Source organism: Lentzea tibetensis (assembly GCF_007845675.1).
GTDB classification, from domain to species: Bacteria; Actinomycetota; Actinomycetes; order Mycobacteriales; family Pseudonocardiaceae; genus Lentzea; species Lentzea tibetensis.
This window is the reverse complement of the sequence record NZ_VOBR01000015.1, coordinates 201,422-225,543: the sequence shown is the minus strand read 5'-3', so window position 1 is coordinate 225,543 and position 24,122 is coordinate 201,422. Positions and strand designations below refer to the sequence as shown.

Genomic DNA, 24,122 nt, shown 5'->3' with positions numbered 1-24,122 from the left:
GTTCGCGGATCACCAGAGGTGGCCATATTTTCAGGTCGGGGTCAAGACAAAAAGACGTCTTGACCCCGACCTGAAAATATGGCAAGGCTGCGCCTGATCCGCGAACCTCTCCCCACCCCTCGCCCTTCGGATGCTTGGGATTGTTTGGCTGCCGGTTTGTGCTCGGGGGCCGCGCCCGTTGGGCAATGCAGGGGTTGCTGGTGCGGCGGGCGCTCTGTTCTTTTGGGACCTGCCGGTTTTCACTGGGCTCTCTTGGTATCTGCCGGTTTCGTGGTGGGTTGCTTGGTGTGCTGGCTTCGCTTCGCTCGCGGGGGCTACGCCGCGCCGTAGAAGTCGCGGGCTTCCGCACCCCGGTTTCGTGGTTGACGTGGCTTCGAGGCCGGGGATTGTCGGTGCTGGCTGGGAGCCTCGATTCGGGGGGTTCTCGGGTGCGGGGGACGCCCGCGTGAGCACGCCCGCGGCCGTGCGTGGCGACCCGCAGGCCAGAGGGTGTGTCCGCTACCAACGGAAGGCGAGCACAGCGGCAGGCGGGTCGGTGTGATTGCGGAAGGCGAGTCCGACGGCAGGTGGGTCGGTGTGATCAGGCAAGGAGTGTGGTGTCCGCAGTGTGCGGGGTGGTGGGCACCTGGCGATTGAGCCTTGACTTGGGGTGCGGCGTGGTACCCCTATCGGGCCGGCAGGTTCTCTTCCTGCCGGCGGAGCCGGCCCCACCACGCCGCGAGGGGCCCCAAGTCAAGGCCCAATCGCTGCGCCGAAGGCGCGACGCAACCACCCGACAGCGAAACACCGAAGCGCAGTAAGCATCGGAACCCGGCCCACACGAAACCGGCAGCCAAGCAAAGAACCCGGCCCCGGCTATCAGATAGCGGCGATCTCCGTGCGGTCTCGCCCACCGTCCTTGGCCTGATAAAGAGCTTCGTCGGCAGCCAGCAACAGCGGACTCAACTCGCCTGCGGTATCGGGGAACACAGCCGCCCCGATGGAGGCGGTGAAGTTGGTGATCCGGCGCTCGACGCCACTACGGTCGGTCACCGCGACGGACAGCGAACTGATCTCGAACCGGATCCGCTCAGCGGTGGTGCGCGCCTCGTCGGTGGTCACGCCGGGTAGCAGTACGGCGAACTCCTCGCCGCCGAAGCGGCCGACCATGTCGTAGGTCCGGACGACGCTCTTGATGGTGTCGGCGACGACTCGCAGCACCTTGTCGCCTGCGAGGTGGCCGTAGGTGTCGTTGATCTGTTTGAAGTGGTCCAGGTCGAGGATGAGGATGCCGAGGGTGCTGCTGATGCGGCGGGCGCGGACTAGTTCGCGGGCCGCTACCTCGTGCCAGAAGGTGGCGTCGACCAGGCCGGTCTTGGCGTCGGTGCGGGCGGCCATGCGGAACTGGGGGAGCAGCAGGCCCATGTGGAGTGCGAGGACGGTGACCAGCAGCAGCGGCGAGAGCCACGGGTGTGAGGTCATGATGAGCGCCAGGCCGCAGCCCAGGCCGATGGACGCGGCGATGATGAGCTGGTCGCTGGGGTGGCCGAAGGCGGCGCGGCGGGGTTTGTCCAGGTTGGTCATGATGATGGCGCCCACGACCAGGGCGTAGTTGACCAGCCAGTACAGGAATCCGGACACGAGGACGGCGATGAGGCCGCGTGGTCCGTCGAGGAATGTCGGTGCGATTGCGAGAAACACGGATTTCCCCACGGCGCAGGCGAGGATTACCGTGCACGCGGAGAACAGCTTCCGGTACAGGAGTGCGCGCCTGCCGTACACGCGGAACCACGCGTGGGCAAAAGTGATGCTGATCAACGCCACGAGCAGCGGGATCGGCAGTACGAGCACGCCCGCGAAGAACCACACGGACTTCATGTCGGCGTAGGGCGAGCCCTCGGTGGCGATTTCGCGGATGCGTTCGATGCCGCGCGCTGCTTCGAGGTGGACGACCGATCCGATCGCGAGCATGCCGAACCAGGTCCAAGAGAGCACTTCGACCGGGGTAAGCCGTGCGGTGGCGACCACGACGAGTGTCGCGGCGACTTCCACCACCGCGATGTAGGTCAGCACCGGCAGGGAAAGCGACCATAGTTTCCACCGGCGCGGGTCGACCCGACGCAACGTTGCCACCCCACCTCCACAGGAACCAACAACTGTAGCTACCAGTACACGGAGTGTCGTGGCTCCATGTGGGGGACGTCACGACCATCAAATCGAGGAGAAACACCATGCGTAACCGCACGTCCAACGAGTGGAGCCTCATCTCTTCCAACGAGTGGTCCTACCGGGCTTGCTCCAACGAGTGGTCGTTCGCGTCGTCCAACGAGTGGTCGTTCACGGAGTCGAACGAGTGGTCCTTCCGCTCGGCTGGTCACTGAGCCTCCACAGCCACGCCGTGCCGCATGCCGCGAGCACTCCGAGTGCTCCGGCGGCGGCGACGACGGTGTGGACGGGGACCCGGTCCGCGGCGACGCCCGCGAGTGCGATGCCGAGGCCCTGGGAGACGCGCAGTGCGGTGACCGCGAGGCCGAACGCCTGGCCGCGCTGGTCGTCGGGGACGGTGGCGACGAACGTCGTGGCCGTCACCAGGTGGTAGGAGCTGGCCGCACCGGTCAGCGTGAACAGCAGGAGCGTCACGGCGAGCCCCGGGTTGAGCGCGCACAGCGTGAGCGGTGCGCAGGATGCGACGACGAGGGCCGGCATGGCGCGCAGTCGTGCGCTGTCCGGGAACCGGGCGAGCACGAGCATGCCCGCGGCGGTGCCTGCCGCGTAGGCGGCGAACATCAGTCCGACGGCGATGGGGCCGTGGCCGAGTTCCACGGCGTACGGGGCGGCGAGCGCTTCGCCCGCGATGTAGAAGCCGGAGACGCAGGCCATCGCGACGAGTGCGCGCAGGCGTGGCTGGGTCCAGACCAGGCGGGCGCCGTCGAGCAGTGGCCACGTGCGTTGCGTCGCCGCTTCGGGCGCGGGGCGGGCAGCCACGAACCGGGCCACCAGGAGAGCTGACGCGAGGAAGGTTGCCGCGTCGGCGAGGATCACGGCGTGGGCGCCGGTGAAGGCGACGAGTGCGCCGCCCGATGCGAAGCCGGCGACCTGGGCGACCTGGTTGACGGCGTTCATGGCGGCTTGGCCGACCGGGTACTGCTCGCCGGGCAGGACGTGGGGGAGCAGTGCGGCGCGGGCGGCGTTGCCGGGTGCGCCTGCCAGTTGGACGACGACGAGCAGCGTGCAGGTGAGCCACAGCGGCATGGCCGGGATGGCCATGAGCACGAGGACGGCGGCGCGGGCCAGGTCGGTCACGATCATCACGGTGCGGCGCGGGAAGCGATCGGCGAGCCCCGACAGCAGGGGCCCGCCGATCAGGTCCGGCAGGAAGGACAGTGCGTAGGTGAGTGCGCTGAGCCCGGCGGATGCCGTGCGCGCGTAGACGAGCACGGTGAGCGCGACGCGTGCGTACTGGTCGCCCGCGACCGACACGAAGTAGGCGGTGAACAGGGCGCGGAACTCACCGACCCTGAAGACCTCGCGAAAGCCGGGCACGGATCACAGGATGGTTGACCAGAACCCGCAGTGGTGATCACTCACGAAATCGACAGGTCCGATTGCTCCGGCTGCGAGTGACTGCACGCCCGAATGACGCCAGCCGGGGTCGCCGGTGCGTGCGAAGCGTCCCCACGCGGAGATCATGTAGGCGCCGAGTTTCTCCTGTTCGGGGGTGAGGGGGACGCCGAACCCGTAGATGGGCACGAGCTCGGAGCCGTGGTAGGCGCCGTAGGGGAACGGCGGGAGGCCGGGGAAGAGCATCGGGATGGTCTTGTCGTTGAACTCGTAGCCGTGCACGCGGGTGCGGCGGTCGAGCTGGGTGCGGGCCTGCGCGGCGGGGCAGGACCACGAGCGGTCCGTGAGCGCGGTGGCCAGCTCCGGGCGCGCGTCACCGTCGTTGTCGAGCGGGTAGCGGGCGGCGATCTTGGTGGCGTTCGCCGCGCCGAACAGCGTGGTGAGCTCCGACCGGTAGGTCGCCGGGTCCATCGCCTCGGGGTAGGTGAGCGAGGTGAACAGGGTGTGCTCGTCGTGCGTGGTGCCGACCATGACCGGTACCCGGTGGAAGCGGCCGTCGCGCAGCGCCGCGATCGGGTCGCCCGGTAATGCGCGCGTGTCGTAGGCGGGCCGGTTGAACGTCTCGGCGAGCGGCAGCAGCTTCTCCGCGGGCAGGGCGCGCAGGCACGCGACGTCCTTGCAGCCCAGGCCGGCGCTCGCACCGACCTGCTGGATCTCCTTGCTGGGCGCCCAGAATCTGAACCGCTGCCCGTTCGGTTCGGGGTAGGTGGTCTGGCAGGCGCCGCTCTGGATGATCGCCCGCTGGAACAGTCCGGCCGTGCGCGGTGTGGTGAGCTGGGCGCACACGCTCAGCCCGCCTGCGGACTCGCCGAAGAGCGTGACGTTGTGCGGGTCGCCGCCGAACGCGCGGGCGTTGCGCTGCACCCACCGCAGCGCGGCCTGCTGGTCGGCCAGCCCGTAGCCGCCGGAGCCCTCGAGGCCGGGGAAGCCGAAGTTGCCGAACGCGCCGAGCCGGTAGTTGATCGTCACGACCACGGCGTCGGCACCCGAGACGAGCTTGCGCGCGTCGTACTCGTTCGCGGACCCCGTGGTGAACCCGCCGCCGTGGATCCACACCATCACCGGCCGCGGGCCGCCGGACCGGGCGGGCGTGGTGACGTTGAGGTAGAGGCAGTCCTCTTCACTGCTGCTGGGCTGGCCGAGGAACCCGGTCTGCGCGCACATCGGCCCCGGCTTCGTGCCGTCGCGCGGCGCCGACCACGACGCGGCGGGCTGCGGGTCGCGCCACCGCAACGCGCCCACGGGCGGTGCGGCGTACGGGATGGCCTGGAACGTGCGGTGCGTCGCGGTGACCGTGCCGCGCACCGGGCCCTTGTCGGTGCGGACCAGGTCACCGCGGCCCGCCTGTGCGGCGGGGACGGTGAGCAGAGTCGCGGCGAGCGCCGCGATCACCGCTGTCGAGACCTTGCGCATCAGAGCTGCCCCTTCCAGAACGCACACTGGTGCTCGGCCGCGAAGTCGACCGGCGCGGTCTTGCCGGGGGCCAACGATCGCACCACCGACTCGCGCCAGCCTGGATCACCGGTCGACGCGAACCGGCCCCAAGCGCCGATCATGTAGTCGGACAGTTTGCGCTGCTCAGGGGTGAAGTTGACGGGGAAGTCGAACAGGTAGGTCAGCTCGGAGGCGTGGTAGGCGCCGTAGGGGAACGCGGGCATGCCGGGGAAGATCATCGGTGCCGCGCGGTCGGCGAACTCGTAGCGGTGGACGTCCGTGCGCTTGGCGAGGAGGCGGCCGCTGGTCGCGGTCTGGCACGCCCACGCGCTGTCGGTGCCGATCGCGGCGACCTCGGGACGGATGTCCGCGTCACCGTCGAGCGGGTACTTCGCGATGATCGCGTCGGCCCGCTGCTCGCCGTACAGGTCGGCGATCACAGTGCGGTACAGGGGCGGTGGCACGGGCTGCGGTGCCTGCAGCACCACGAACAGCGTCGCTTCGTCGCGGGTGGTGCCCAGCAGGACGGGGACGCGGTGGAACCGGCCCTCGCGTTCAGCGGCGGCGGGGTCGCCGGGCAGTGCGCGGGTGTGGAACGCGGGCCGGTTGAACTGCCCGCCCACGGCCGGGGCGACGAGCTTGGCGACGTCGACCTTGCGCAGGCACTCGATGTCCGTGCAGCCCAGGTCGACCTTCGCGCCGGTGGCCTGGACGGTCTCGCGGGGCGCGAACAGCGACTCGAACGTGCCGCCGCCCGCCGGGAACGTCAGCGCGCAGGCGCCGCTCTGGATGATCGCCTTGTGGAACAGGCCCGTCGTGCGCGGCGTGGTGAGCTGGGCGCACACGCTCATGCCGCCCGCCGACTCACCGAAGAGCGTGACGTTGTGCGGGTCGCCGCCGAACGCGCGGGCGTTGCGCTGCACCCACTTCAACGCGGCCTGCTGGTCGGCGAGGCCGAACGCGCCGGAGCCCTCGAGGCCCGGATAGCCGAAGAACCCGAGCGCGCCGAGCCGGTAGTTGATCGTCACCACGACCGAGCCGGTCTTGGTGGCGAGGCTGTGGGCGTCGAAGATGCTGCCGGAGCCGGTGAGGAAGCTGCCGCCGTGGATCCACACCATCACCGGCCGCGGCCTGCCGGGGTTCGCGGGCGTGGTGACGTTGAGGTAGAGGCAGTCCTCGGTCGTGACGCCGGTCTGCGCGCACTGCGGCCCCGGTTTCGTGGCGTCGCGCGGCGCCGACCACGCCTTGACCGGTTGCGGGTCGCGCCAGCGCAGCTCACCCACGGGTGGTGCGGCGAACGGGATGCCCTGGAACGTGCGGTGCGTCGCGGTGACCGTGCCCTTCACGGGGCCCTTGTCGGTCCGGACGAGACTCGGGTCTTTCTCCGCCGCTGCCGCGTGCGCGGGCAGGGCGAGCAGGACAACAGCCAGTGCTGCCAACAGCTTTCGCATGTGTGAACCCCTCTCGGCACCGACCGTAGCGGTGGGCGCCAGCGGTTTTCGGCCTGCGAAAGAGTGGTTCCACCCGCGACCAAAGTTGACCTCCATCCGGACGAGTGACGGCCGCACTGTTGCCGACATACCGACCGGTCGGTACCCTCGCTGCGTGGGTGACGACCAGGAGCAGCGCGTTGACGCACTCGTCTTCGACTGGGGCGGTGTCATGACCGTCTCGGTTCTCGAGTTCGTCGGCCAGTGGCTGCACACCGAAGCGATAGACCGGGACAACTACGGCCGCGTCATGCGCGAGTGGATGGGCCGCACCGCGGCACCGGACAACCCGGTCGCACGGCTCGAGACCGGCGAGCTGACCGTGGCCGGGTTCGAGCGGCTGCTGGCCGCCGAGCTCATCACCACCGGGGGCGACCCGGTGGTCGAGCAGGGCCTGCTCAAGCGCATGTTCGGCTCCGCGACGCCCGACCCCGCGATGGTCGGCCTCGTCCGCAAGGCCCGCGCGGCCGGCCTGCACACCGCACTGCTGTCCAACAGCTGGGGCGAGGGCTACCCGGCCGACCTGCTCGTCGAGCTGTTCGACACCGTCGTGATCAGCGGCCGCATCGGCATGCGCAAGCCCGACGAGGCCATCTACCGGCACACCGTCGACCAGATCGGCCTCCCGGCCGAACGGTCCGTCTTCTTCGACGACATGCCCGTCAACGTCGAAGCGGCCAAGGCGGTCGGCATGCACGCCTTCCGCCACACCGACGCGGAGAGCACCCGCGCCGCCCTGTCCTCTCTCGGAGTGAACCTGTGAGCGAACTTCCCGGCTTGGACCTCGACAAGCTCGCCGAGCACCTGAAGGTCGAGAAGCTCTCCGGCGAGCTCATCCCCGGCGGCCGGTCGAACCTGACCTACCGCGTCACCGACGGCACGAACCGCTGGGTGCTGCGCCGCCCGCCGCTGGGCCACGTGCTCGCCACCGCGCACGACATGTCCCGCGAGCACCGGGTCATCTCCGCGCTCGGCCCCACCAAGGTGCCCGTCCCGCACGCCGAGCTGCTGTGCGAGGACACCGAGGTGATCGGCGCGCCGTTCTACCTGATGGAAGAGGTGCGCGGCACCGCGATCCGCGAGCAGGACCAGGCGCGGTGGATCACCCCGGAGAAGGCGACCACCCTGTCGCACCAGCTCGTCGACGTGCTCGCCGACCTGCACGAGGTCGACCCCAACGAGGTGGGACTGGGTGACTTCGGCCGCCCGGACGGGTTCCTCACCCGCCAGGTCTCCCGCTGGGGCAAGCAGCTCGACAACTCCCGCAGCCGCGACCTGCCCGGCATCGAGGAACTGCGCGAACGCCTCGCGGGCACCGTGCCGGACTCACCGAGGCCGACGATCGTCCACGGCGACTACCGGCTCGACAACTGCCTGGTCACCGAGGAACCGCTCGGCATCAGCGCCGTGCTGGACTGGGAGATGTCCACCCTCGGTGACCCGCTCACCGACGTCGGCCTGATCTACGTCTACTGGGCCGGGCTGAACATCGAGGACGACCCCATCACCGGCACCGTGCCGTCGCTGCCGGGGTTCCTCACCGCCGACGACCTGGTCCGCCGCTACGCCGACCGCACCGGCACCGACGTCAAGAACCTCGGCTGGTACATCGCGTTCGGCTACTTCAAGCTCGCCGTGATCCTCGAGGGGATCCACTTCCGCTTCACCACCGGCAAGACCGTCGGCGCCGGTTTCGAAAAGCTCGGACAGTTCACCCTGCCGCTCGTCCAGCAGGGCCTCGCCGCATCCAAGGAGCAGTAGAGATGGACTTCGCGTACGACGCCAAGACCGAGGAACTGCGGGAGAAGCTCCTGCGGTTCATGGACGAGCACGTGTACCCGGCGGAGGCCACGCTCGAGCGCGAGCTCGCCGAGGCCACCGACCCGTGGGCACGCACTCCGGTCGTCGAGGTGCTCAAGGCCGAGGCCCGCAAGCAGGGCCTGTGGAACCTGTTCCTCCCCGGCGAGCACGGCGGCGGTCTGACGAACCTGCAGTACGCGCCGCTCGCCGAGATCACCGGCCGCAGCCCGCACCTCGCCCCCGAGGCGCTCAACTGCGCCGCGCCCGACACGGGCAACATGGAGGTGCTGACGATGTTCGGCACCGAGCAGCAGAAGAAGCAGTGGCTCCAGCCGCTGCTCGACGGCGAGATCCGCTCGGCGTTCTGCATGACCGAGCCCGACGTCGCCTCCTCGGACGCCACGAACATCTCCACCCGCATCGAACGCGACGGCGACGAGTACGTCATCAACGGCCGCAAGTGGTGGTCCTCCGGCGCCATGGCGCCCAACTGCGCGATCTTCATCGTGATGGGCAAGACCGACCCCAGCGCCGACCGGCACCACCAGCAGTCGCAGATCCTCGTCCCGCGCGACACCCCCGGCATCACCATCAAGCGCGGCATGCACGTCTTCGGCTACACCGACGGCGCGCACGGCGGGCACGCCGAGATCGAGTTCACGAACGTCCGCGTCCCCGCGGAGAACCTCATCGCCGGTGAGGGCGAGGGCTTCGCCATCGCGCAGGCCCGCCTCGGCCCCGGCCGCATCCACCACTGCATGCGCCTCATCGGCATGGCCGAGCGCGCACTCGAGCTCATGTGCAAGCGCGCCAACGAGCGCGTCGCGTTCGGCAAGCCCATCGCCGCGCAGGGCGTCGTGCAGGAGTGGATCGCCGAGTCCCGCGTCCGCATCGAACAGGCCCGCCTGCTCGTGCTCAAGACCGCGTGGCTGATGGACACCGTCGGCAACAAGGGCGCCCACACCGAGATCCAGTCCATCAAGATCAGCGTGCCCGCGATGACCGAGTGGATCATCGACAAGGCCATCCAGGCGCACGGCGCCGCCGGCGTCAGCCAGGACACCCCACTGGCTGACCTGTGGGCCAACACCCGCACCCTGCGCCTGGCCGACGGCCCGGACGAGGTGCACCGCATGTCCCTCGCCAAGCGCGAGCTCAAGAAGTACCTGTAGCCGCAAACCGAGCGGGGCCTGCCGAACGTCCGGGTTCGGCAGGCCCCGTTGCGCTATCCGACGGTGATGCTCACCAGGTCGCCGTTGAGGTAGCTGAGCGAACCGGTGTAGCAGTCGGTGACGGCCTCACCGGGCTCGTCGTCCTGGCCGCCCACGACGGTCAGCCGCTGGCCCGCGAACCGGCCCTCGCTGATCGTCCCCGTGGCCTGCGAGCCCGTGAGCATCAACCTGAAGGTGGCGGCGAACCTGCTCGTCGTGCCGTCCGACCACCGCACGACCCCGGCGCCCTGGGCGTCGGGCACGCCGAGCGGTGAGCACCGGCCGTTGCCGGTGGTGCTGAGCGTGATGTTCGCGCGGGTGAGCCGCGAGCCGCGGCACGTCGACGAGAACCCGTCGGTGCTGATCTGCTGCGTCCGCTCCTCGACGATCAGTCCGGGGGAGAGCAGTGACTTGATCACGCCTCCGGTGCAGCTCACAGCCGGTTCGGCGTGCGCGGCGGGGACGGCGGTGAAGGTGATCGCGGCAGCGGATAGAGCCGCGATCAGACGGGTGATGCGCATGGTGTGCGTTCTCCGTGGGTTGACCTGATCCCGGCGGCGGTGAACCCAGTCAACGGCGGCCTGCCCCAGGCCACAACCCGTTTGTGGCCAAAGCAACGCCTACGAGTTCGCCACTGCCTCGCGCGCCGAGATCGCCGTCCGCACGGCGACCACGAAGTCCCAGAACACGGCGTTCGTCGAGTGCCTGCGCTCCGAACGCGAGTGAGCGGTGAACATCGCCGTCCGCAGCGGCGTCGTCAGCTCCAGCTGCGCGCCACGCCGCGTCGCGGTGCGGTTCGCGATGTTCGTCCGGTCGTAGCCGCCCAGATCGGGGTGGTCCGCGGCGTCGATCGCCTGGAAGCCCGCCCGCCGCAACCTCATCAGCAGCATCGAGCGGAACGCCCGGTCCCGCCCGCCCACGAGCACCGCCTTCGCCTGCTCGGGTAAGCCCGCAGCGAGTGGTGTGCAGCCGTGCAGGCCGAGCGCGAACCGGGCGCCGCGGACCAGTTGCAGCGCGAGCCGGTCGTCGCAGTTCGACGACGTCACGTGCAGCACGTCGTTGGCGTAGGACCGCAGGCCCTCGAACATCCAGTAGTCGTGGGCCTGGCCGATCGGCACCCGCGTGCCGGGGTGGTACCCGGCGATGGCCAGGCAGAGCTCGGACGTGCCGAACTCGATGCCGCCGCCGTGTGGTGCGAGCACGACGGTGGAGGTGCGGGGACGGTGGCGCTTGAAGCGGCGCCGGTAGTCCACCCGCTCCACCAGTCGGGGGTCTGCATAGAGATCGGAGTTGGACGGATAGACGTCCAACTCCGACCATTGAGGCTGGGGTCTCATGGCGGCCGGAATACTAGCCGGTGCGCATCAACCGATCGGCTGGGGAACAGTCCACCTTCGGTCGCCGCGAAGCAGAGCTTTGGAGGATCGCGGGCGCCCCCGCCCCGCTGCCAGGGTCAATGGCGGGAAAGGGGGAAACCACCGATGTTCACCCGAGCACTGCCGTTACTCGCGGCAGCAACGATCCTCGTCACCACCGTCCCCGCGAGCGCCACCCAGTCAGCCGACTGGCCGGGCTGGCAGAAGGACCTCGCCGGATCACGCCACAACGCGGCCGAGTGGAAGATCAACCAGCACAACGTCCGCGGCCTGAAGGTCAAATGGGCGTTCACCTACGAACCTTCCGCGAACCCGTCCGTCCGCAGCCAGCCCGCGGTCGTCGGCGACACCATCTACTTCGGCGGGCCCGACGGGAAGTTCCGCGCCCGCGACGCCCGCACCGGCGCCGAGAAGTGGACCTTCACGCTCCCCGCCGGGCTCACCAACTCCGACGGACCCACCGTCGCCAGGGGCAAGGTGTACTTCGGCACCGTCGGCGGGTACTTGTTCGCGCTCGACCAGCGCACCGGCCGCCAGGTGTGGCAGCGCCGGATCGACGACAACAACGCCTCGATCGTCACCAGCTCGCCGATCGTCCACGACGGCCGCGTCTACGTGGGCGTGTCCAGCGGCGAGAACACCCTGCCGCGCGACCACCCGTGCTGCACCTTCCGCGGCCACCTCGACGCCATCGACGCCGACACCGGCGTCCAGGCCTGGCGGTACTACACGGTGCCCGAACCGAAGGAGGTCGGCACCTGGCCCAACGGCGTCAAGCGCTACGAGCCGTCCGGTGCCGGGGTGTGGAGCTCACCGGTCATCGACCCGCGTGAGGACATCCTCTACGTCGGCACCGGGCAGAACTACACCGGCGTCGGCGGCGACTTCGACTCGCTGCTCGCGCTCGACACCCGCACCGGCCGTCCGAAGTGGCGCAACCAGGTGACCAAGGCCGACACCTGGCGCACCGCGTGCAACGAACCCGACCCCGACGGCTACTGCCCAGGGCTCAAGGACGGCACCAACCTCGACTACGACATCGGCGCCACCCCCAACCTGTTCACCGCGGGCGGCCGCAAGCTCGTCGGCGTCGGCCAGAAGTCCGGCGTCTACCACGTGTTCGACGCCCGCACCGGCGAGGTCCTGTGGCGGCGCCAGCTCGGCGTCCCGCTGCCCAGCGGCGGCATCTCCGGCATCCAGTGGGGCTCCAGCTACGACGGCAAGCGGCTGTACATCGCCACCTACTACGCCGAACCCGGCAAGCTGTTCGCCGTCGACCCGCTCACCGGCAAGGTCTTCTGGGAGACCCCGGCACCCGAGGACGGCTGCACCACGGGTGGGGCGGCCGGAAAGCCCGGATGCGCCCGCGCACACGGAGTTCCGGTCAGCAGCACCCCAGGTGTGGTGTTCCTCGGCGGCGTGGACGGCAAGTTCCGCGCCTACTCCGCGCACACCGGCAAGATCCTGTGGACCCACGACACCGTCCAGGACGTCGTCGGCGTCGACGGGCGCACCGGCCGCGGCGGCTCCATCGCCGGCACCGGCGGCGGCGCCGTGATCTCCCGCGGCATGGTCTACCTCCAGTCCGGCTACTTCCCGGACTACGGCAGCCCGCACCCGCACGTCCTGCTCGCCTACGGCCTCTAGAACACCATGAGGGGAGCTTTCCCAGCGCAGACCGCTGGGAAAGCTCCCCTCATGGCACCAGGTATCTAGGTGAGGATCTCGATGTAGCCGTCGGTTCCGTTCACCCTGATCCGCTGCCCGTCCCGGATCAGGTGCGTGGCGTGTTCCACCCCGACGACCGCCGGCAGGCCGTACTCCCGTGCGATCACCGCGCCGTGGGTCATCAGGCCACCGACCTCCGTCACCAGGCCCGCGATCGCGACGAACAGGGGAGACCAGCTGGGATCCGTGTGCGCCGTGACGAGGATGTCGCCCGGTTCGAGATCGGCCTGCGCCACGTCCAGGATGACTCGGGCCCGCCCTTCGACGGTCCCGGCGGACACCGGCAGGCCGGCCAGCGCACCGGGCGGCAGATCGTCGCGCCGGTACGCGCCGGCGACGGCCTCGCCATCCGACGTGAGCACCCTGGGTGGCGTGAGCGCCTGATACGACCTGAACGCTTCCGCGCGCCCACGGATGAGCTCGTCATCGACCTGCCGCGTGCGTACGACGTCCTGCAGTTCCTGGAACCTCAGGAAGAAGATGTCCTCCTTCTCCCGAAGCACACCGGCCGCCACCAGGCGCTCGGCCTCCTCCAGCAAGGCCTGCTTGTAGACGAAGTAGCGACTGACCATGCCGTACTTCGGGTACTCCCGGTACCCGATGAACGTCCGGAGGCGATCGATCATCCGCTTGGTCTCCTCGGCCTTCGGCTCCCCGTCCGGCAGGGCTCGCAGGCGCTCCAGCAGCTCCTCTTCCTTGTTCGACGCCTCCTGCCGCCCCTGCTCGAAGCGGCGCGCGCCGGCGCCCGGCTCGAAGTTCTTGATGTTGGTGAGGATCATCGGCAGGAGCGTGGCGGGACGTTCGCTCCACCGCGGCCTCGTGATGTCGATCTCGCCGACGCAGCGCATGCCGTACCTGTCGAGGTAAGCCCGGATGGCGTCTCGTGCTTCCGGCCCGCCCTCGAGGTCGGCCAGCTCGTCCAGAAAGCCCTCGCCCGCGACGTCCTGCAGAAACGCGACGACTTCCGAATGCGGGCGGATCACGTCCGCGACGTCGAGCAGGGCCAGCCCCATCTCCGACGTGACGTTGTGGGCGACGGACTGCGAGAGCGTGTCGGCCGCGTTCTTCTCGCCCAGCCACTCCTGCAGATTCTCGTTGAGCCACCACGTCGTCTGCATCCCCGCCATGATCACCTGATGGCTCCGCGGGTCGAACAGGATCCGGCGCAGCTCCTGCAGGTCCGCCAGGACGAAGTCGAGCAGCCCCGACCCGGACTTCGCCCGGATGTCGCGCTTCAACGCGGCGACGGAAGCCTCGCCGAGCCCGATCAGCTCGGTGACGACGTCCGGATCGGTCTCGATCGTGGCCGGCGCGACACCGGGAATCGACTCGCCGGGACCCTCGTCCGGGAGCGACGGGATGAAGCCGTCGCGGTCGAGGACGGCCCGCAGCGCGTCCCTGATCAGCGGATCGGACTTCCCCAGCACCTCGACGAGGCCGTCGCGGCTCGCGGGCGAGGCCAGGATCCGGGTGACGTCGACGAACAGGCGCCCGCCTGCCTCGGCCATGGGCCGGGAGGTCGTCAGCTGCCACAGGGAGAGCCCCAGGGGCTTCATCGGGTCGGTCATCATCTGCTGATGACCGACGGAGACGTAGACGTGGTTCTCCTCGTCGCCGCTCTCGGGGATCGGGAACAGCGTGGTGATCGGCCTGCTCTGGACGATCTGGAAACCGTCGTCGACCAGGCACCATTCGATGTCCTGGGGACGGCCGAAGTGCGCCTCGATCCGCCTGCCGAGCTCCACGAGCCGCACGACCTGCGCATCCGTCAGCGCCGGTTCCTCCCGCCGCGCGGGATCGATCGCCTGCTCCTCCGTCCCGCCGGTCGGCAGGGCGTGGATGGCGAGCTCCTTGGTTGCGACTGACTTGGCGACGATCTCGCCGTTCCGCACCTGGTAGGCGTCCGCGTTCACCAGGCCGGACACCAGGGCCTCGCCGAGACCGAAGCTCGCCTCCACGGAGGCGAGCTTCCGGTTGGACGTGACGAGGTCGGCCGTGAACAGGACGCCCGCCGCGTGCGGGAAGACCATCTGCTGCACGACCACGGCCATGTGGACCTTGCGGTGGTCGAAGCCGTTGCGCAGCCGGTAGGTCACGGCCCGCTCGGTGAACAGCGAGGCCCAGCACCGGCTGACGTGCTGGAGGACCGCCGCCGGCCCGACGACGTTCAGGTACGTGTCCTGCTGGCCCGCGAACGACGCCGTCGGCAGGTCCTCCGCCGTCGCACTCGATCGGACGGCGCAGGCGGCTCGCTCGCCGAGCCCGGCGAGTGCGCCCGTGATCGCCGCCGCGACGTCGTCGGGAACGACGATCCCTTCGAGGATCCGCCGGATCTCCGCGCTGCCCGTGCGAATCGCCTCCCGGTCGTCCGGGTTCAGGCGCGACAGCCGATCCAGCCGATCGTCGATTGACGGCGCGTCCTCCACGATTCGCCGGAATGCGTCCGTCGTCACGCAAAAGCCGGCCGGCACGCGGACACCGTCGATCCGCGAAAGCTCCCCCAGGTGCGCGCCCTTGCCACCCACGACCGCGACCTGCGTCTGGTCGATCTCCTGAAGACCGAGCACATAGCTGCCCATGTTCTTACCGACACCCCATTTCGGCAGGTTCTGGCTTCGGCCGGAGATTCTGCGGCACGACCGGGGCCTTGCCGCAAGGCCCCCGGTGCGCTATATGTTGAAAGAGGCAAGGAGTGAGTGAACTCCTTGCCTTCGCCTTTTGCAGGCCGCATTCCTCGACTGGGTGAGCCCTAAAGAACAGTCAGCGTCCGCAGATCCGCGTCCAGCTCGGCCTGGACACCGAGCGGCAGGCTGAGCTGGCCAGCGCAGTGCCCGAACCCGAAGTCCGCCAGCACCGGCACACCCAGCTGCCCCAGCCGGTCGCGCAGCACCGGCAGCACGTCACCGCAGTCCGTCCACGACCCCAGCACGATCCCGGTGACCCCGTCGAACCCGCCGGCGCGCACCAGCTGCGTCAGCATCCGGTCCACCCGGTACGGCTCCTCCGCGACGTCCTCCAGCAGCAGGATCGCCCGGTCCGGCAACATGAACCTCGGCCCGCCCACCGCGGCGGCGAGCAGCGACAGGTTCCCGCCCACCAGCACGCCCCGCGCCACCCCGCCCACCAGCGGCGCGCCACCGCGGAACGTCCACTCCGGCGCGAACAACGCCCGCCGCAACCGCGCCTGCGCCGCCGGGTCGTTCACGAACGCCTCGGTGCCCGGCATCGGCCCGAAGATCGAGATGCGCCCCAACGCCCACAGCTCGGCGTGCAGCGTCGTCACGTCGCTCGACCCGACGAACAGCTTGTCCGGCAACGCCGCCCAGTCCACCTGGTCCACGATGCGCAGGCACCCGTACCCGCCGCGCGAACACAGCACCGCGCTCACCCGCGGGTCACGCCACGCCGCCGTCAGCTCACCGGCGCGCGCGGAGTCCGGGCCAGCCAGGTACGGCAACGCGTCCACCCCGGCGCCGAGCACGGACTCCTGGACGTCCAGACCCCACGACCGCAGGATGTTCGCCCCGGCCGCGACCAGGTTCGCCGGGGCCGGACCCGCGGGCGACACCAGCGCCACCCGGTCACCCCGGCGCAGCGTCATCGGCATCGGCGGCCAGCCTGTGGACAACTCCGCTCTCGCGGCCCGGAACTGTCGGTGTCTCGTGGCAGAGTGAAAAACAGGGGTCCCCCTGCGCGGGGGACCTCTGCACAAGATCGTCGTAAGAGCGGGCCGGAGGTCACCGGCGCAGCTCCAGCACCGGCACACCGGGCGGCACGAACCCGAACACCTGCCCGTAGAACGAGAGCTCCGCCTCCAGCGCCGCGATGATCGACGCCGCCATGCGGAACCCGTGCTGCTCACCCTCGAACGTCAGGTACGCGTGCGGGATCCCGCTGCCGTCCAGCGCCGCGACGAACCGGTCCGCCTGCTCCGGCGGGCAGATCTCGTCCTCCAGGCCCTGCAACAGCAGCACCGGCCCGGCGAGCTTGTCCACCTTGTTCGACGGCGACCGCTCCGCGTACCGGGCCGCGGCCGCGGGCAGCGGCCCGACCAGCCCCTCCACGTAGCGGGACTCGAAGTCGTGCGTCTCCCCGCCGTCACCGGTCCACCCGGCCAGGTCGAGGATCGGGAACGCGATCATGCCGCCCCGGTACACGTCGGTCGACGTCATCGACGCCGCCGAAGTCCACCCACCGGCGCTGCCGCCGCGGATGCCGAGCCGGGCCCGGTCCGCGGTGCCCTCCTTGGCCAGCCCCAACGCGACCGCGGCGCAGTCGTCGACGTCCACCACGCCCCACTGCTCGCGCAGCCGCTCGCGGAACGCCCGCCCGTACCCCGTGGAGCCGCCGTAGTTGACCGCCACCACACCGATGCCGCGGCTGGTGAAGTACGCGATGTCCATGTCCAGCGTCGGCAGCGCCCGCCCGGTCGGCCCGCCGTGCACGTGCACCACGAACGGCGGCAGCTCGTCTGCGGGCCCCGCGAAGTCGGGGTTGCTCGGCGGATACACGTAGGCGGGCACCTCGCCGAACATCCGCTCCACCGGCACCGGCAGATAGGGGGCGAACGAGTGCTCGCCACCGGTCAGCCTCGTCAGCTCACCGTTGGACAGGTCCAGCTTCACCACCGCGAACTCCGCCGCGGGCCCGGCGGCGGCGTCGACCACGATCCCGTCGTGCACCGCGAGGTTCGCGCTCCACGTCGGCAGGTCGGTCTCCACGTCGGTGACCGTGCCGCTGCGCTCGTCGAGCACCGCGAGCCTGCCGCTGCGCAGCACCAGGTACCGGCCCACGCCCAGCGACGCGAACCAGCGGTTGCCCAGCCGCCACATCGGGCCGCCCAGCTCCTCCGCGCACGGCGCCAGGTTCTCGCGCGACCCGTCGAGCGCGACGCGGAACAGGTTCCACCAGCCATCGGGATCGGTCAGCGCCAGCAGTGACGAACCCTCCCACTCGAACTGGCACACCGCCTCGGACTCACCACCGGCGAGCACCTCGAAGTCCGGCGAGCCGACCGTCGCGACGCACAACTCCGTGCCGTCCCACGGCATCTGCGGGTGGTTCCAGCCCAGCCACGCGAACCGCGTGCCGTCGGGCGAGATCTTCGGGCCGGACATGAAGTGGTGCGACGCGGCCAGAACCCGAGGCTCGCCACCGGAAACGGGCAACGCCACCAGCTCGCGCCGGACGTCCGTGCGCGCCTCACCGGTGATCGTCTCCCGCACGCACCACACCTCGCCGTCCGGGCCGGCGGTCAGGTCGGCGTAGCGGATGCCGTGGTGGCGCGCGGGTTCCGGCGAGATCGGCCGCGGCTGCGGCGCCGCCGGGTCGAACACGTAGACCCGCTGGTCGTCCCAGTTCGTGAACGCCACCACCGAGTCCGACAGCACCACCCACGGGCGCCCGCCGTACTCGTGCACGCGGTTGCGCGCGTTCCACGGGGCGGGCAGCACGTCGACGCCGTCACGGACCAGAACCACCCGGCCACCCTCGGCTGGACGGCTCTCCGCCCACCACACCGATGCGCCGTGCAGGTCGACCCATTGCAACCCGCCACCGGCCTCTGCGGCCTCGGCGGAACCGATCGGAGACGTCCACGTGCCGTACGAAGCGATCTTCACCACACGCCGACCCTATACGCGCGCACCTATGCGGGGGGAGGAACTGCCGACGATCTCCACGTGGCCTAGGGTCGTACCTGCCATGGCTCGTGTCATTCACGTATTCCGCCAGCCCGACCGGTTCGTCGCCGGGACAGTCGGGCAACCAGGCGACCGCGTTTTCTACCTGCAGGCCTCCGAGCAGAGCAGGTTGATCAGCGTCGCGCTGGAGAAGCAACAGGTCGCCGTTCTCGCCGAGCGCATCGGTTCGCTGCTCGAGGAGGTGCACCGCAGGTTCGGCGCGGACGTGCCCGACGAACCACCCGCGGACGACCTCGACGTCGACCCGCTCGACGTGCCCGTCGAGGAGGAGTTCAAGGTCGGCACCATGGGACTGGGCTGGGACGCCGAGTCCAAGGCCGTCGTGATCGAGCTCCTCGCGATCTCCGAGGAGGAGGTCGACGAGGCCGTCGTGCTCGACGACACCGAGGAGGGGCCGGACGCGGTGCGGGTGTTCCTCAGCCCCACGGCCGCCCGCGCGTTCGCCCAGCGCGCCGACCGGGTCGTGAACGCGGGCCGCAAGCCGTGCCCGCTGTGCGCCGAGCCGCTCGACCCGGAGGGCCACATCTGCCCGAGGCAGAACGGCTACCGGCGTTCCGACGAGGAGTAGAGCGTGATCGACGATGCGGTGGAACTGCTGACGCACGGCCGCATCGAGGTCGAAGGCAGGCTCGTCGACGCGTCGAACGCCACGCTGTTCGGCAAGATCACCCACGAGGGTGTCGACGCGCACTGCGTGTACAAGCCGGTGCGCGGTGAGCGTCCGCTGTGGGACTTCCCCGACGGCACGCTCGCCGGCCGCGAGGTCGCCACGTACCTGATCTCCGAAGCCGCCGGGCTGGGCCTGGTGCCGCCGACCGTGCTGCGGCCGGGACCGTTCGGCACCGGCATGGTCCAGCTGTGGATCGACACCCGCGAAGAGGACGAGCTCGTCGACATCGTCGCGCAGTCCGAGGTGCAACCGGGCTGGCGCACCGTCCTGCACGCGCACGACCGCTACGGCGAGCCCGCGGTGCTGGCGCACGCCGACCACCCGCGGATGCGGCTGATGTCCGTGCTGGACGTGGTGGTCAACAACGCCGACCGCAAGGGCGGCCACGTGCTGCACGCGCTCGACGGCGCGGTGTACGGCGTCGACCACGGCATCTGCCTGCACACCGAGAACAAGCTGCGCACCGTGCTGTGGGGATGGCTGGGCGAGGCGATCCCCGGTGAGGCGCGGGAGGCGTTGCTGCGGCTGCGTTCCGCGCTCGACGGTGACGTCGGTGAGGTGCTGCACGAGCACCTGACCCGCGCTGAGGTGCGGGCCGTCGCGGAACGCACGGACAAGCTGCTGGCCGCTGGCGTGCACCCGGAGCCGTCGGGGGACTGGCCGGCGATTCCCTGGCCGGCGTTCTAGCGGCTGACTTCTGGCGCCTGGGTTCCAGCGCCGGCGTTCTAGCGGCTGAAGGTGCGCATGGCGGCGAGCAGCGTCGCCAGCGCGGGCACCGGGTTGGGGCTGCGGCGCGGCGGCACGACCCAGGTGACGGGACCCTCGCTGGTCTGGCTCGGCGGCAGCGACACCTCGACCAGCGGCCACGGCGCGCTGGAGATCGTGTGCGTGGTGCCGAGGAAGACGACGTCGTCCGGACGCTCGGGCAGGCGGACGACGGGGTAGGACAGCCGGTGCGCCGCGAGGTGCGCGACGATCGGGGCCGCCTCGGTCTCGGGGACGGCGATGCCGACGACGTGGTCGGTCCTGGTGAACACCAGGCGGGTGCCGACCACCTCGGTCGTCCAGCCGTAGTCGATGGCGTATTGCAGCGAGGTCCGGGCCAGTCGCAGGTCGAACCGTTCGAGAGTGGTCATGAAGATCCTCGAATCGCTGATGGCGGAGTAGGTAACCGTGACCACGCACACCTTCCGGGAGTGGTTCAGTTTTTCCTGTCGCAGCGTCTCGATCGGGTCCGAATGAAATATTCCTCACGGAATGTTATAGACCTATTGAGATCACCATTGTTTGGGCGATTGACGCCTAGATGATCAGTCGTTTACGTTGCTCTGACCAGCGAAAACGCAATTGAAATGCTTAATGCGGAAATGCGGGCAACATGGCTTACACCGAACGGGTCATCGTCGTCGGAACGGGGCAGGTGGGAGCCGTTGTGGCATCCCACGTGGCGCGGCGGTTCGGCCGGGTCGATCTCATAGGCGATGTCACCGAAACGGATCTGGGCGAGATCGGCGTCCGGGTGTACCGCGATGTGGTGGTCAAGTCTGTCGACATCGACACCCCCGCGTTGATCGTGGACAAGGACGGTGGCCGCACCCAGCGGCTCGTGTGCGACCGGCTGGTGCTGGCAGTCGAGACGCGCGGTGTCCTACCCCCTGGCACGTGGGTCCACGAAGGCAAGGTCGTCCTGGTCGACGGCGAACGTGACCTGCACGTACTCGACGAGTGCTTCGACAACAACGCGGGCTGGCGCAACGCGCTCGCCGCCTACCAATGGCGCAGACAGGCGGAGGCCGACCAGCTAGCGTGACGATCATGCTGGTGGACGAGCTCGCGCGCGGTCGGCTGATCAGGCGCTTCGGTCAGGACGTGACCACCTGGATCGACGGCCTGCCCGAGCTCGTCGACCACCTCTCCCAGCAGTGGGAGCTGCGGGTCGAGAAGCACATGCCCGGCGGCACGTCCGCCACGTTCTACTGCTGGCGCGACACCACACCGGTCATCCTGAAGCTGACCCCCGAGATCGACATCGCGCTGTCGGAGCACCGCGCGCTGAAGGCGTGGGACGGCGTGCCCTCCATGGTGAGCCTGCTCGACCAGGACCTCCCGGCGGGCGCGCTGCTGCTGGAGGCGGTCGAACCCGGCACCCCGGTCGACGACTTCTTCCTGCCCGACCTGCTCGCCGAGCTGCACATCGACGCCGAGGGGTTCCAGCCGCTCAAAGACCGCGTCGACTTCGTCTTCGCGCTGCTGCGCAAGCGCACCACCAAGGACGTCGACGCCTACCACCGCGCCGCCGCCGACCTCGCGCTCGACCGGGTCGAGCCCAAGCTGCTGCACGGCGACCTGCACCTGGGCAACGTGCTCGACGGCGGCGACCGCGGGCCCATCGCCATCGATCCCCGGCCCTGCATCGGCGACCCGGCCGTCGACGCGGTCGACATGGTCTACGCGGGCACCGACCACGACGAGCGCATCGAAGCGCTCTCCGGTGTCGTCGACGGCGACCGGCTGCGCCTGTGGTGCGACGCCTTCCGCCCCTTCTTCCCCTGACCTCCGACGAACACGGGCGGCGTGGCAGCCCGTCAGCCGGACGGGTGACGATTAGGGTCGCGGGTCGTGCAATCCCACGACTACGGCCGCGACGTCCTCGCCCAGGCCAAGCGCAAGAAGGTGCCCGAGGTGCCCGCCGAGCCGGGCCTGGTGGTGGAGGACCCCGCGTCGGGGTTCTGCGGCGCGGTCGTCCGGTTCGAGTACGGCCAGGTCGTGCTGGAGGACCGGCACGGCGGCCACCGCGTCTTCCCGCTGCGCCCCGCCGCGTTCCTCATCGACGGACAGCCCGTCACGCTGGTGAAACCCGCACCGCAGCCGCAGAAACCCCAGGCGAGCGCGTCCGGTTCGGTGCGCGTCGAAGGCCTGCGCGCGCGGACCGCCCGCGACAGCCGCATCTGGGTGGAGGGCAAGCACGACGCCGAGCTCGTCGAACGCGTCTGGGGCCACGACCTGCGCGTCGAAGGCGTCGTCGTCGAACCGCTCGACGGCGTCGACGAGCTCGCCGCCCGGATCGCCGAGTTCGGCACCGGACCCGGCCGCCGCCTCGGCGTGCTCGTCGACCACCTCGTCGACGGCTCGAAGGAATCCCGGCTCGTCGCCGGTATCCGCGACGAGAACGTCCTGGTCACCGGCCACCCCTACGTCGACATCTGGCAGGCGGTGAAGCCGTCCGCGGTGGGGATCGCGGCGTGGCCGGTCGTGCCGCGCGGCGTGCCGTGGAAGGAAGGCGTGTGCGCCGCGCTCGGCTGGGGAGAGACCTACGAGGGCTGGGCGCGGGTGCTCGGCGCGGTCGGCGGGTTCCGCGACCTGGAGTCACCTCTGCTCGGCTCGGTGGAGCAATTGATCGATTTCGTCACGACTGGCGCGGACCGGTGAATTTCGGCTCAACCGCTCACCCCGTGGTGTAAGACTTTCCGCATGGCCGCGCTGATCTGGCTGATCGTCGGGATCCTGCTCGTGATCGCCGAAGTGCTCTCCGGTGATTTCGTGCTGGTGATGCTCGGCGCGGCAGCGCTGGCCGCCGCGGGTGCGTCCGCACTGGGTGCCGCCGACCTGGTGAGCGTGCTCGTGTTCGCCGCGTCGTCGCTCGGACTCATCGTCGGGGCCCGTCCGGTGATCAAGCGGAGGCTGCAGCTCGGGCAGCACATCCCGATGCACCACGAGGCACTGCTCGGCAGCAAGGCCGTCGCGTTGTCGCTCGTGGATGAGAACGGCGGGCAGGTGAAGATCGGCGGCGATACCTGGAGCGCACGCACCCTCGAAGGGCTCGTGATCGAACCGGGGACCGCCGTCACCGTTGTCGAGATCTCGGGTGCGACCGCAGTGGTGCTGGCCGAGTCATGAGTGGAGGGGTACTTCTGTTGAGCCCGACGATCATCGTCATCGCGGTTCTCGCGTTGTTCGTGCTGATCATCGCCATCAAGGCCGTGCAGGTCATCCCGCAGGCCCAGGCGGCGGTCATCGAGCGGCTCGGCCGCTACCGCAGCACGGCCGCACCCGGCCTGAACGTCATCGTGCCGTTCATCGACCGCGTCCGGGCGCGCATCGACCTGCGCGAGCAGGTCGTGTCCTTCCCTCCCCAGCCGGTGATCACCAGGGACAACCTGACCGTGTCCATCGACACCGTCATCTACTTCCAGGTCACCGAACCGCGCTCGGCGGTGTACGAGATCTCCAACTACATCGTCGGTGTCGAGCAGCTGACGATCACGACGCTGCGCAACGTCGTCGGTGGCATGAGCCTGGAGGAGACGCTCACCTCGCGTGACTCGATCAACCAGCAGCTGCGCGGCGTGCTCGACGAAGCCACCGGCCGGTGGGGCATCCGCGTCGCCCGCGTCGAGCTGAAGTCGATCGACCCGCCGCCCTCCATCCAGGGCTCGATGGAGCAGCAGATGCGCGCGGACCGCGAGAAGCGCGCCATGATCCTCACCGCCGAAGGCCAGCGCGAGTCGTCCATCAAGACCGCGGAAGGCCAGAAGCAGAGCCAGATCCTCGCCGCCGAGGGCGCCAAGCAGGCCGCGATCCTCACCGCCGAGGCCGAGCGCCAGTCGTCCATCCTGCGCGCGCAGGGTGAACGCGCCGCCCGCTACCTGCAGGCGCAGGGCCAGGCCAAGGCCATCGAGAAGGTCTTCGCCGCCATCAAGGCGGGCAAGCCGACGCCGGAGGTGCTGGCCTACCAGTACCTGCAGACGCTGCCGCAGATGGCGCAGGGCGACGCGAACAAGGTGTGGATGGTGCCCACCGACTACGGCAAGGCGCTCGAGGGCTTCGCCCGCATGCTCGGCGCACCCGGCGACGACGGCGTCTTCCGCTACGAGCCGCCCGCCGCGCCCGACGAGCAGCCCCGTCCCGAGGACGACGACGCCTCGATCGCCGACTGGTTCGACACCGCGCCGGACCCGAAGGTCGCCGAGGCCGTCGCCGCCGCGGAAGCCGTCGCCCGCAAGGAAGTGCCCAGCCCGCTCGCCGCCGACGCGCCGCGTTCGCTGCAGCAGCCGGACCAGTCGTAGCCGTTCCGCGGTAACGATTCCGAGCCCAGGGGCCATGTTCCAGTT

General features: G+C 69.9%; 21 protein-coding genes. 11 read left to right on the top strand and 10 right to left on the bottom strand.

The genetic code is table 11. From position 1 onward, the window contains the following. Positions 1–858 precede the first annotated feature (858 nt). The 4 genes from FKR81_RS24215 to FKR81_RS24200 all read right to left on the bottom strand — a co-directional run bounded on the left by FKR81_RS24215 (position 859) and on the right by FKR81_RS24200 (position 6,485). Positions 859–2,112 carry a GGDEF domain-containing protein gene (locus tag FKR81_RS24215; protein ID WP_235921734.1) on the bottom strand — a complete coding sequence of 418 codons (1,254 nt, stop codon included), beginning with the start codon at positions 2,110–2,112 and terminating at the stop codon, positions 859–861. A 204-nt stretch (positions 2,113–2,316) separates the two neighbouring features. Continuing rightward, positions 2,317–3,522, bottom strand: a complete 1,206-nt coding sequence (locus FKR81_RS24210; RefSeq protein ID WP_146354648.1) for an MFS transporter — start codon at positions 3,520–3,522, stop codon at positions 2,317–2,319. 3 nt (positions 3,523–3,525) lie between these two features. After that, positions 3,526–5,013, bottom strand: a complete 1,488-nt coding sequence (locus tag FKR81_RS24205) for a carboxylesterase/lipase family protein (protein WP_146354646.1) — start codon at positions 5,011–5,013, stop codon at positions 3,526–3,528. After that, the gene (locus tag FKR81_RS24200; protein WP_146354644.1) at positions 5,013–6,485 is read right to left on the bottom strand and encodes a carboxylesterase/lipase family protein; all 1,473 of its coding nucleotides are present in this window, start codon (positions 6,483–6,485) and stop codon (positions 5,013–5,015) included. Before FKR81_RS24200 ends, FKR81_RS24205 begins: the two co-directional genes overlap by 1 nt. 154 nt (positions 6,486–6,639) lie before the next feature. Between FKR81_RS24200 and FKR81_RS24195 the strand changes: the two genes are divergently transcribed. From FKR81_RS24195 to FKR81_RS24185, 3 genes are read left to right on the top strand one after another with little or no spacing between them, the layout of a single operon-like run. Beyond that, the gene (locus FKR81_RS24195) at positions 6,640–7,287 is read left to right on the top strand and encodes an HAD family hydrolase (protein WP_235921733.1); all 648 of its coding nucleotides are present in this window, start codon (positions 6,640–6,642) and stop codon (positions 7,285–7,287) included. Further along, positions 7,284–8,285: a phosphotransferase family protein gene (locus FKR81_RS24190; protein WP_146354642.1), complete on the top strand. Its 1,002-nt coding sequence runs from the start codon at positions 7,284–7,286 to the stop codon at positions 8,283–8,285. Before FKR81_RS24195 ends, FKR81_RS24190 begins: the two co-directional genes overlap by 4 nt. A gap of 2 nt (positions 8,286–8,287) precedes the next feature. Then, entirely contained in the window at positions 8,288–9,496 is a 1,209-nt protein-coding gene (locus FKR81_RS24185) for an acyl-CoA dehydrogenase family protein (protein ID WP_146354640.1), read from the top strand. Positions 9,497–9,549: 53 nt separating this feature from the next. Here FKR81_RS24185 and FKR81_RS24180 read toward each other — a convergent pair whose 3' ends face one another. Beyond that, positions 9,550–10,056: a hypothetical protein gene (locus tag FKR81_RS24180; protein WP_146354638.1), complete on the bottom strand. Its 507-nt coding sequence runs from the start codon at positions 10,054–10,056 to the stop codon at positions 9,550–9,552. Positions 10,057–10,155: 99 nt separating this feature from the next. Continuing rightward, positions 10,156–10,797 carry a poly-gamma-glutamate hydrolase family protein gene (locus FKR81_RS24175; protein WP_235921732.1) on the bottom strand — a complete coding sequence of 214 codons (642 nt, stop codon included), beginning with the start codon at positions 10,795–10,797 and terminating at the stop codon, positions 10,156–10,158. 219 nt (positions 10,798–11,016) lie between these two features. Between FKR81_RS24175 and FKR81_RS24170 the strand changes: the two genes are divergently transcribed. Continuing rightward, the gene (locus tag FKR81_RS24170) at positions 11,017–12,558 is read left to right on the top strand and encodes an outer membrane protein assembly factor BamB family protein (protein ID WP_146354634.1); all 1,542 of its coding nucleotides are present in this window, start codon (positions 11,017–11,019) and stop codon (positions 12,556–12,558) included. A gap of 65 nt (positions 12,559–12,623) precedes the next feature. Here the strand turns inward: FKR81_RS24170 and rph are convergent, their stop codons facing one another. The 3 genes from rph to FKR81_RS24155 all read right to left on the bottom strand — a co-directional run bounded on the left by rph (position 12,624) and on the right by FKR81_RS24155 (position 18,263). After that, a complete protein-coding gene (gene rph / locus FKR81_RS24165; protein WP_146354632.1) occupies positions 12,624–15,218 on the bottom strand; it encodes a rifamycin-inactivating phosphotransferase in 2,595 nt (864 codons plus the stop codon). A 170-nt stretch (positions 15,219–15,388) separates the two neighbouring features. After that, on the bottom strand, positions 15,389–16,246 hold the full coding sequence (locus tag FKR81_RS24160; protein ID WP_146354631.1) for a S66 peptidase family protein: 858 nt from the start codon (positions 16,244–16,246) through the stop codon (positions 15,389–15,391). A gap of 130 nt (positions 16,247–16,376) precedes the next feature. Next, positions 16,377–18,263 carry a dipeptidyl-peptidase 5 gene (locus FKR81_RS24155; RefSeq protein ID WP_146354630.1) on the bottom strand — a complete coding sequence of 629 codons (1,887 nt, stop codon included), beginning with the start codon at positions 18,261–18,263 and terminating at the stop codon, positions 16,377–16,379. Between the two features lie 79 nt (positions 18,264–18,342). On the opposite strand from FKR81_RS24155, the gene FKR81_RS24150 reads away from it, so the two are divergent. Both FKR81_RS24150 and FKR81_RS24145 read left to right on the top strand, forming a co-directional pair. Next, positions 18,343–18,909, top strand: coding sequence for a DUF3090 domain-containing protein (locus FKR81_RS24150; RefSeq protein WP_146354629.1), 567 nt, complete (start codon positions 18,343–18,345; stop codon positions 18,907–18,909). 3 nt (positions 18,910–18,912) lie between these two features. Beyond that, positions 18,913–19,698, top strand: a complete 786-nt coding sequence (locus FKR81_RS24145; protein WP_146354628.1) for an SCO1664 family protein — start codon at positions 18,913–18,915, stop codon at positions 19,696–19,698. A 38-nt stretch (positions 19,699–19,736) separates the two neighbouring features. On the opposite strand, the gene FKR81_RS24140 is transcribed toward FKR81_RS24145, so the two are convergent. After that, complete coding sequence (locus FKR81_RS24140; protein WP_146354627.1) at positions 19,737–20,147, bottom strand: hypothetical protein; 411 nt, start codon at positions 20,145–20,147, stop codon at positions 19,737–19,739. Between the two features lie 296 nt (positions 20,148–20,443). Here FKR81_RS24140 and FKR81_RS24135 point away from each other — a divergent pair, with 296 nt between their 5' ends. The 5 genes from FKR81_RS24135 (at position 20,444) to FKR81_RS24115 (ending at position 24,077) form a co-directional block, all read left to right on the top strand. Beyond that, positions 20,444–20,821 carry a hypothetical protein gene (locus FKR81_RS24135; protein ID WP_222598384.1) on the top strand — a complete coding sequence of 126 codons (378 nt, stop codon included), beginning with the start codon at positions 20,444–20,446 and terminating at the stop codon, positions 20,819–20,821. 5 nt (positions 20,822–20,826) lie between these two features. Further along, complete coding sequence (locus tag FKR81_RS24130; RefSeq protein ID WP_186763142.1) at positions 20,827–21,564, top strand: aminoglycoside phosphotransferase family protein; 738 nt, start codon at positions 20,827–20,829, stop codon at positions 21,562–21,564. Positions 21,565–21,630: 66 nt separating this feature from the next. Next, on the top strand, positions 21,631–22,440 hold the full coding sequence (locus FKR81_RS24125) for a DUF3097 domain-containing protein (protein WP_146354624.1): 810 nt from the start codon (positions 21,631–21,633) through the stop codon (positions 22,438–22,440). A 42-nt stretch (positions 22,441–22,482) separates the two neighbouring features. Beyond that, on the top strand, positions 22,483–22,908 hold the full coding sequence (locus tag FKR81_RS24120) for an NfeD family protein (protein WP_146354623.1): 426 nt from the start codon (positions 22,483–22,485) through the stop codon (positions 22,906–22,908). A 17-nt stretch (positions 22,909–22,925) separates the two neighbouring features. Continuing rightward, the gene (locus FKR81_RS24115) at positions 22,926–24,077 is read left to right on the top strand and encodes an SPFH domain-containing protein (RefSeq protein WP_235921731.1); all 1,152 of its coding nucleotides are present in this window, start codon (positions 22,926–22,928) and stop codon (positions 24,075–24,077) included. The last annotated feature ends 45 nt before the right edge of the window (positions 24,078–24,122 follow it).